This window comes from Plectonema radiosum NIES-515 (genome assembly GCF_025753815.1).
Lineage (GTDB): Bacteria > Cyanobacteriota > Cyanobacteriia > Cyanobacteriales > Nostocaceae > Hassallia > Hassallia radiosum_A.
In genome coordinates this window covers 1-7090 of sequence record NZ_JAOWRF010000095.1, presented here as the reverse complement: position 1 = coordinate 7090, position 7090 = coordinate 1, and the positions used below count along the sequence as shown (strand labels likewise).

Annotated in this window: 7 protein-coding genes and 1 pseudogene; 5 read left to right on the top strand and 3 right to left on the bottom strand. The window is 39.5% G+C overall.

What is annotated here, in order from left to right:
• The 3 genes and pseudogenes from OGM63_RS06335 to OGM63_RS06325 all read right to left on the bottom strand — a co-directional run.
• A pseudogene (locus tag OGM63_RS06335) lies at nt 1-1129 on the bottom strand (pyruvate:ferredoxin (flavodoxin) oxidoreductase); the annotation flags it as partial.
• Nucleotides 1130-1559: 430 nt separating this feature from the next.
• A complete protein-coding gene (locus OGM63_RS06330; RefSeq protein WP_263744654.1) occupies nt 1560-2039 on the bottom strand; it encodes a hypothetical protein in 480 nt (159 codons plus the stop codon).
• Nucleotides 2040-2236: 197 nt separating this feature from the next.
• Nucleotides 2237-2716, bottom strand: coding sequence for a Spy/CpxP family protein refolding chaperone (locus OGM63_RS06325; RefSeq protein ID WP_263744653.1), 480 nt, complete (start codon nt 2714-2716; stop codon nt 2237-2239).
• Nucleotides 2717-2962: 246 nt separating this feature from the next.
• Here OGM63_RS06325 and OGM63_RS06320 point away from each other — a divergent pair, with 246 nt between their 5' ends.
• From OGM63_RS06320 to OGM63_RS06300, 5 genes are all read left to right on the top strand, one after another.
• On the top strand, nt 2963-4159 hold the full coding sequence (locus tag OGM63_RS06320; RefSeq protein WP_263744652.1) for a sensor histidine kinase: 1197 nt from the start codon (nt 2963-2965) through the stop codon (nt 4157-4159).
• A 128-nt stretch (nt 4160-4287) separates the two neighbouring features.
• A complete protein-coding gene (locus tag OGM63_RS06315) occupies nt 4288-4944 on the top strand; it encodes a response regulator (protein ID WP_263744651.1) in 657 nt (218 codons plus the stop codon).
• A gap of 290 nt (nt 4945-5234) precedes the next feature.
• Nucleotides 5235-6068 (top strand): ion transporter, encoded by an 834-nt coding sequence (locus OGM63_RS06310; RefSeq protein WP_263744650.1) that lies wholly within the window; start codon nt 5235-5237, stop codon nt 6066-6068.
• Between the two features lie 540 nt (nt 6069-6608).
• Complete coding sequence (locus tag OGM63_RS06305; protein WP_263744649.1) at nt 6609-6752, top strand: hypothetical protein; 144 nt, start codon at nt 6609-6611, stop codon at nt 6750-6752.
• A gap of 101 nt (nt 6753-6853) precedes the next feature.
• Entirely contained in the window at nt 6854-7000 is a 147-nt protein-coding gene (locus OGM63_RS06300; RefSeq protein WP_263744648.1) for a hypothetical protein, read from the top strand.
• Nucleotides 7001-7090: the final 90 nt, after the last annotated feature.

Genomic DNA, 7090 nt, shown 5'->3' with positions numbered 1-7090 from the left:
TCCGGTGGGGGGGAGAGACGTTCCGGTGGGGGGGAGAGACGTTCCATCGGAACGTCTCTACGGGGGGTTGCCATTCTTCATGGATGGCAGCGACTACATCCAAATATAAAGGTTCACCGGCGCTACCTGGTTCTTTGGTGCGGTCGAGGACTGCGATCGCTCTCACATTCTTTGGCAGGGCATTAACAAACCCGATTGCGTCAAAGGGACGGTATAATCTGACTTTGAGGACACCTACTTTTTCCCCACGGTTGTTAAGATAATCTACGGTTTCGTGTACTGTCTCACAGCCGGAACCCATAAGTATAATGACACGTTCTGCATCAAGGGCACCGTGATATTCAAAGATTTGGTAATGTCGTCCAGTGCGATCGCCTAATTTATCCATGATTCGCTGAACAATATCTGGACAAGCGTTGTAGTATAAGTTAGCGGCTTCGCGGGACTGAAAGTAGACATCGGGGTTTTGAGCCGTACCTCGCAATACTGGACGGTCTGGGGTGAGAGAGCGGGCACGGTGAGCGAATATGAGATTGTCGTTAATGAGCGATCGCAAATCCTCGTCTTCCAGCAATTCGACTTTTTGCACTTCATGAGAGGTGCGGAAACCGTCAAAGAAGTGCAGAAACGGCACTCGCGCTTCTAAGGTGGCAGCGTGAGCAATCAGGGCAAAATCTTGACTTTCCTGCACTGAGGCAGAACACAGCATCGCAAAGCCAGTAGCACGCGCTGCCATCACATCACTTTGGTCGCCAAAAATTGATAATGCGTGGGTAGCCAAAGAACGTGCAGCAACGTGAATCACAGCGCTAGTCAGTTCCCCAGCGATTTTGTAGAGGTTGGGAATCATCAACAATAATCCCTGAGATGCTGTGAAGGTGGTAGTCAGGGAACCTGTTTGTAATGCTCCATGTACCGCAGCAGCAGCTCCACCTTCGCTCTGCATCTGAATCACACTCGGCACAGTACCCCACAAGTTAGGGTGGCTTTCAGAAGACCATGCATCTGCCCATTCACCCATTGCTGAGGAGGGGGTGATGGGATAAATGGCAATTACTTCATTTAATCGATAAGCAACACGGGCAACAGCCTCATTGCCGTCGATGGTTGCAAAGTTTTTCTTCATCATTTTCTCCTGCTAGATTGCCCGAATGCGAGGATATTTACAGGACTTACGCACAAGTCACGGAAAAACGAACCGCAGAGGGCACAGAGAACACAGAGAAATAAGAGGAGCGATCTTGGTTTTTGCGTAAGTCCTAATTTATATTGCTGATTGTTAAATTTGGCGATAAAACTTGGTTCAATGCCTACAATGATCCAAGTTTCCCCAGTCCCCAGTCCCTAGTCCCCTTTTCAATTCAAATAAGCAAACAATAAGTCTTTAAGAATATTATTTGAAAATACTTAAAGAAATGTGTGATAAGTTTAACAATCAAAATAATTGAATTTGTCATACTAGCTACAAAAAACAAGCGATCGCCTGTACATGTTAATTAGGCGATCGCTATGAAAGGTAGATAATGTACCCTGAAGTTATTTAGGAATGAGGAAATTGATTATTTTTTAGGTACTGAAGTAGTAGGAACGGAATTTTGCTGACGCAATCGCGCTAATTGTGCTTTTTGGTCAGTAGTCAGCAAAGCTTCTCTTTGTTGTTGTGAGGTTATGAAAATTTTCTGCAATTCGGCTTGCTGTTCTGGGGTAAAATTTATTGCCCCAAAAGCTTCGCGCTGAGATTTACCTGAGTCTATAGCGGTTTGGATTTGTTGGAGTTGCTGTGGTGTCATCAGTTTCTTTACTTGGTCACGAATACCGTTATCAATCTTCCTAAATTCAGTTTGTTGTTCCGGTGTGAGTTTGATACCACGTTGAGCAGGAGGTTTGGCTGGTGGATTTTGGGCAAGTTGAATTGGTGCGCTCTTAGAGATTTCTGCCTTGACCGAGAAAGGAACTGCCGTTAAACTTAGGGCGAGAGCGCAAGAAGGCGCACACTTCGTTAACGCTCCTGCTATCAGTGATAGGTTTTTGAACTTCATTTATTGCCTCGTGGATCTCTCCAGTTTATCTTCAACTATTATAGAATCCCAAATTAATCACTACGTCCGGGAGAATGACGAATACAAGTATTTATGGCTAAAGTTATATTTTTTATCGGTTGGTTGTCATCACCAAGCTTGATTGTGGCAGAGATAATTTCCATCACAATCAAGCTAATATCAGGGCTTAAGGTTAATTAGTTGCTTGAATTGGGTCGTTGACGACGCGATCGCATGTTATCTTTAAATTCCTGGAATTTTTGCTGCTGTTCAGGAGTTAAGATTGCTTGGATCTGATTTTTCTCTGATTCCCTAATTTCGCGCATCTTGGTTTTCTGTTCTTCAGTTAGATTTAAAGAAGCAAAACCCCTCTTGGGACGCTGACCTTGACCTCTTTCTTGCCGAGATTGACCCTGATGTGCTTGTTTTGCGGCTTCTAGCTGTTGTTTTTGTTCTGAGGTCAGAATTGCTTCCATTTGAGCACGGCTATTGCTGCGAATGTCTTTAATTTGCGTTTTTTGTGCATCCGTTAGTCCCAAGCGTTCAAATGGACCATTGCGATCTGATTTAACTTGTGTTGGTGTTTGCGATATTTTTTGGGCGTTGACGACGAAAGGGGTTGCACTTAAACTGAGGGCAATCGCTCCTGCTATCAAGGATAAATTTTTAAGTTTCATTTATTAGTTTTTGGCTTTGCTTCTCTGCTATCACCATCATATAAATGTCTCTGTGGCAACGACATGCGTAAAAAGTCACGAATAAACCCATGACTTAAGTCATGATTAAAATTTGATAAATGTGACTAGTAATTTGTGTAAGTTAGGAGTTAGAAATTGTAGAGAGAAGAAATTTCGCGTCTCAACAGTTAAAAGCAATTTTTTTTTACTTTTTACTTTTGACTAATTACTAAAGTATCACAACTCATGAGTCGCCCAATTGAATTTCAAAATCATCCTTTTCGATTTTTGCTTTATTTAGAATGGATATTACTCGCTTTTTCTGCTATCAGCGCAGTTTTTCCATTTCGATCTGAGCGATTTCAGACCAATTTTCCGGAACTGACAATTGCTTGTCTGGCAATTTTTGGTTTAATGGGCTTAAGATTGCCTACAAGTAATCAAAGAAATAAATTACTGTATACGGCTCTGGAAATAATCTTAATTTTAATAACTGCTTTTTTAGGGGGTGGAACTGCTCGATTATTTCCCTTTATTAACATGATTATAGTAACTCGCAGTTGCTTAATATTTCAGTTTACTGGTCGTTTAGTAGTTGCCAGTTTATCCTTTTTATTAATTTTAATAACCCTATCACAGCGGTTTAACCGATTTCCATTACCACCAAGGGCACAAGAGCGCTTTTGGTTTTTGACATTAAGTTTTATGCTTTCTTTTGGATTAGCTTTAGTCTTCGTATTGTTATTAATGAATGCAGTATTATCTGAACGGCAAAGTCGAGAAAAACTAGCGATCGCTAACGAAAAGCTGCGTCAATATGCCCTGAAAATTGAAAATCAAGCTACTCTCGAAGAACGTAACCGCATTGCACGAGAAATTCATGATTCTTTAGGACATTCTCTCACTGCTTTGAATCTACAATTGGAAACTGCTTTAAAATTATGGCAATCTAATCCTACCAAGGCTCAAAGTTTCTTGGCTAGAGCAAAAGAATTAGGTTCCAAAGCATTGCAAGATGTGCGACAATCAGTTTCGACAATGCGCTCTCACCCTTGGCAGTCTGAATCTTTAGAAGAAGCGATCGCTCTACTTGCAGCTATATTTTATCGCTCAACTGGTGTTGTGCCAATTTGTCAAATTGACCTCCCTTATCCCCTACCACCAGAAATTAGCACCGCTGTTTATCGGATTATTCAAGAATCATTAACAAACATTTCTAAATATGCAAATGCTACGGAAATTAAAATACAATTAATTACGAGAAAAAATCTAAATTTAATAATTGAAGATAATGGTAGAGGATTTGATGTAGAACAAAATACAACTGGTTTTGGATTGCAAAGTATGCGCGATCGCACTTTAGCACGAGGAGGTGAATTTAAAATTAACAGCGCTCCCGGTTTCGGTTGTCAGATTATAGTTGATATTCCTTTTTCCTCGTAACCATATTAATATTATAGTCATCATATTTTAGTTATATTTTTCAACGAACCCTCATATTTGCCAATGAAATAAATAGTAATTATGGATAATATCAGGTTTTTCATGCAATTTACTAACATCAAATAGATATGATTAAAGTGTTAATTGTAGATGACCAAAATTTAATTCGTCAAGGATTAAAAGCATTATTGGAATTAGAAGCAGATTTAGAAGTTATTGGGGAAGCGGAAAACGGTGAAGACGCAATTAATATTATTGCTAAATTGTCACCAGATGTGGTATTAATGGATGTAAGAATGCCAATTATGGATGGAGTAGCAGCCACGCGAGAAATTCACAAGCGTTTTGCCAAAGTCAAAGTTTTAGTGCTGACAACTTTTGATGATGATGAATATGTGACAGCGGCATTGCAGAATGGAGCAATGGGTTATTTACTGAAAGATACACCTTCTGAAGAATTAGCTGTGGCAATTCGCGCCGTCCACAAAGGATATACTCAACTAGGACCAGGAATAGTCAAAAAACTGTTCACTCAGTTTCCCGCAGTAACGGTATCTCAATTACCCCCACTACCACCTAGTTTAGCTGAACTTACCCCTAGAGAAAAAGAGGTTTTGCAGTTAATTGCAACAGGTGCAAATAATAGAGAAATTGCTCAGAAATTATACATTTCTGAGGGAACGGTGAAAAATCACGTCACAAACATTTTGAATCGATTAAATTTACGCGATCGCACTCAAGCCGCGATTTTTGCCAACACGTTTTCGGCTTATTTAAATAATTAAAAATTTTCTTTCTCTGCGTCTACCCTGGGGGAACGTCTTCTCCTGTGGGAGACGCTAAACAAACGACGAATGCGTCTAGATCGGAATTATATATTTTTCAACGCAGAGAACCGTAAAGGTTTCCCCAGAGGTTCCCAGATTTTTGCTTCTTCTAACGCTAGGCGCATAAAATCTTCACGTTTCATAAATAATTAAAAATGGGACAATTTTATATTTGTAAGTTAACCTAGAGTTGGCAATCCCTATTATTCTAATCATTCGTAAAGTTATTTACAAGCAACTTGTCAAAAATGTTACTTTTACGAAAAAAAACAGCATTCTACTTAACAGACTTAGAAACACCTGTAGGTAAAGCAATTAATCTCACAATTGCGGGATTAGTTCTACTGTCTTCAGTAATATTTGTAGCAGAAACTTATACTATTCCTAATGCAGTTAGATTTGAATTAAATATCCTAGATACCGTAATCTTGATAATTTTCGCTGTAGAATATGCACTCCGGTTGTGGAGTACAGACAACAAAATTAAGTATATTTTTAGCTTTTACTCGATTATTGATTTAATGGCTATTTTGCCATTTTTTCTGGGAACGGCTGATATTAGCTTTATTCGGTTGTTGCGATGGTTTAGAATTTTACGGTTAGTCAGGTTTCTAGATAAAAAATCTTTTTTTGGGAAAATTAACACCGCAGATGGTCTAATTTTTGGACGGATATTATTTACGTTATTTACAATAATATTTGTTTATTCAGGTTTAATTTATCAAGTTGAGCATCCAGTTAACCCGAAAGTATTTCGGACTTTTTTGGATGCATTTTACTTTTCGATTGTCACCATGACAACTGTGGGATTTGGTGACGTTACACCCATTTCTGAATTAGGTCGCTTATTGACAGTATCGATGATTTTAACAGGTATTGCGCTCATTCCTTGGCAGGTGGGTGATTTAATTAAACGGTTGGTAAAATCTGTTAATCAAGTAGAAACACTTTGTCCGGGTTGTGGTTTAGCTTTTCACGATGCAGACGCTAAATTTTGTAAAGCTTGTGGTACAAAGCTATCTGGTGTCAAAATTGACTCAGGTATAGAAGGTGGAGTTTCAACTTATTCCCTTGACAAATAGAATTCGTGTTGGTAAAGAGATCCCAAACTCAGAAGCAGAAATGCCGATATATAAGCTGATTGGTATTTTGGGTGTATTAGACATCTCCAGAAAACAATTATTGTGACTTCGGACGATCGCGTCTATACAAGGGTTTGGACAATGCATAGTTCATTTATGGAGATGTCTATTAGGCATCTCCATAAATGACGTAGAGACGTAAGCTAGCTTACGTCTAATCAAGGGTTTGGACAACGTATAGTTCATTTATGGAGATGTCTATTAGGCATCTCCATAAAAGACGTAGAGACGTAAGCTAGCTACGTCTAATCAAGGGTTTCGGGTAGCGCATAATTAAATTAGACATCTCCAGAAAACAATGTAGAGACGTGAAATTTCACGTCTCTACAAAGGTTTCGGGTAACGCATAATTAATTTCTGGAGATGTCTATTGGGTCGATGTCTATTAGACATCTCCAGAAAACAATGTAGAGACGCGAAATTTCGCGTCTCTACAAGGGTTGTGGACAACGCATATTTAATTTTCGGAGAGGTTTATTAGTGATGTGCTGTGCGATCGCTATTCTCACATCCAGTCTGCACTTTCTGGTGTTAGGGAAAGATTTTACGGCTTTATTTTGGCAATATGCAGAAAGGTATTTACCACAGGGTATCAAGAAACATCAAGAAGATGCGATCGCATGAGCTAATTCCCTGGAAAAAACAACTTCTGATAAGGAAAGCGATTTAGTCCGCTATGAAAAAACGTGGCTTTTAACTTCTGAAGGCGATCGCTGTTTCCAGATATGCTGGTTTCGTTATGCTGTCCGATGCGATTGTCAAGCCCAAATAGCGATGGCTATTTGGTATCGCTTTCCCCAAGGACAATTATACCATATCGTGCGATCGCTACCTTGAAAATAGGGAGTTATCCAGAACCCCAACAGACGTAGCAATGCTACGTCTCTACATTTGTTTTCACCACATTATTAACTTCTAACAATCCAGGCGGTGGTGTAATTTCAATCCGACGATTTACTAAG

What these genes read in the sequence shown, in the direction of transcription:
- OGM63_RS06330 (WP_263744654.1), bottom strand. Translation starts at nt 2,039, where the DNA reads ATGAAGTTCAAAAACCTATCACTGATAGCAGGAGCGTTAACGAAGTGT.
- OGM63_RS06325 (WP_263744653.1), bottom strand. Translation starts at nt 2,716, where the DNA reads ATGAAACTTAAAAATTTATCCTTGATAGCAGGAGCGATTGCCCTCAGT.
- OGM63_RS06320 (WP_263744652.1), top strand. Translation starts at nt 2,963, where the DNA reads ATGAGTCGCCCAATTGAATTTCAAAATCATCCTTTTCGATTTTTGCTT.
- OGM63_RS06315 (WP_263744651.1), top strand. Translation starts at nt 4,288, where the DNA reads ATGATTAAAGTGTTAATTGTAGATGACCAAAATTTAATTCGTCAAGGA.
- OGM63_RS06310 (WP_263744650.1), top strand. Translation starts at nt 5,235, where the DNA reads ATGTTACTTTTACGAAAAAAAACAGCATTCTACTTAACAGACTTAGAA.
- OGM63_RS06300 (WP_263744648.1), top strand. Translation starts at nt 6,854, where the DNA reads ATGCTGGTTTCGTTATGCTGTCCGATGCGATTGTCAAGCCCAAATAGC.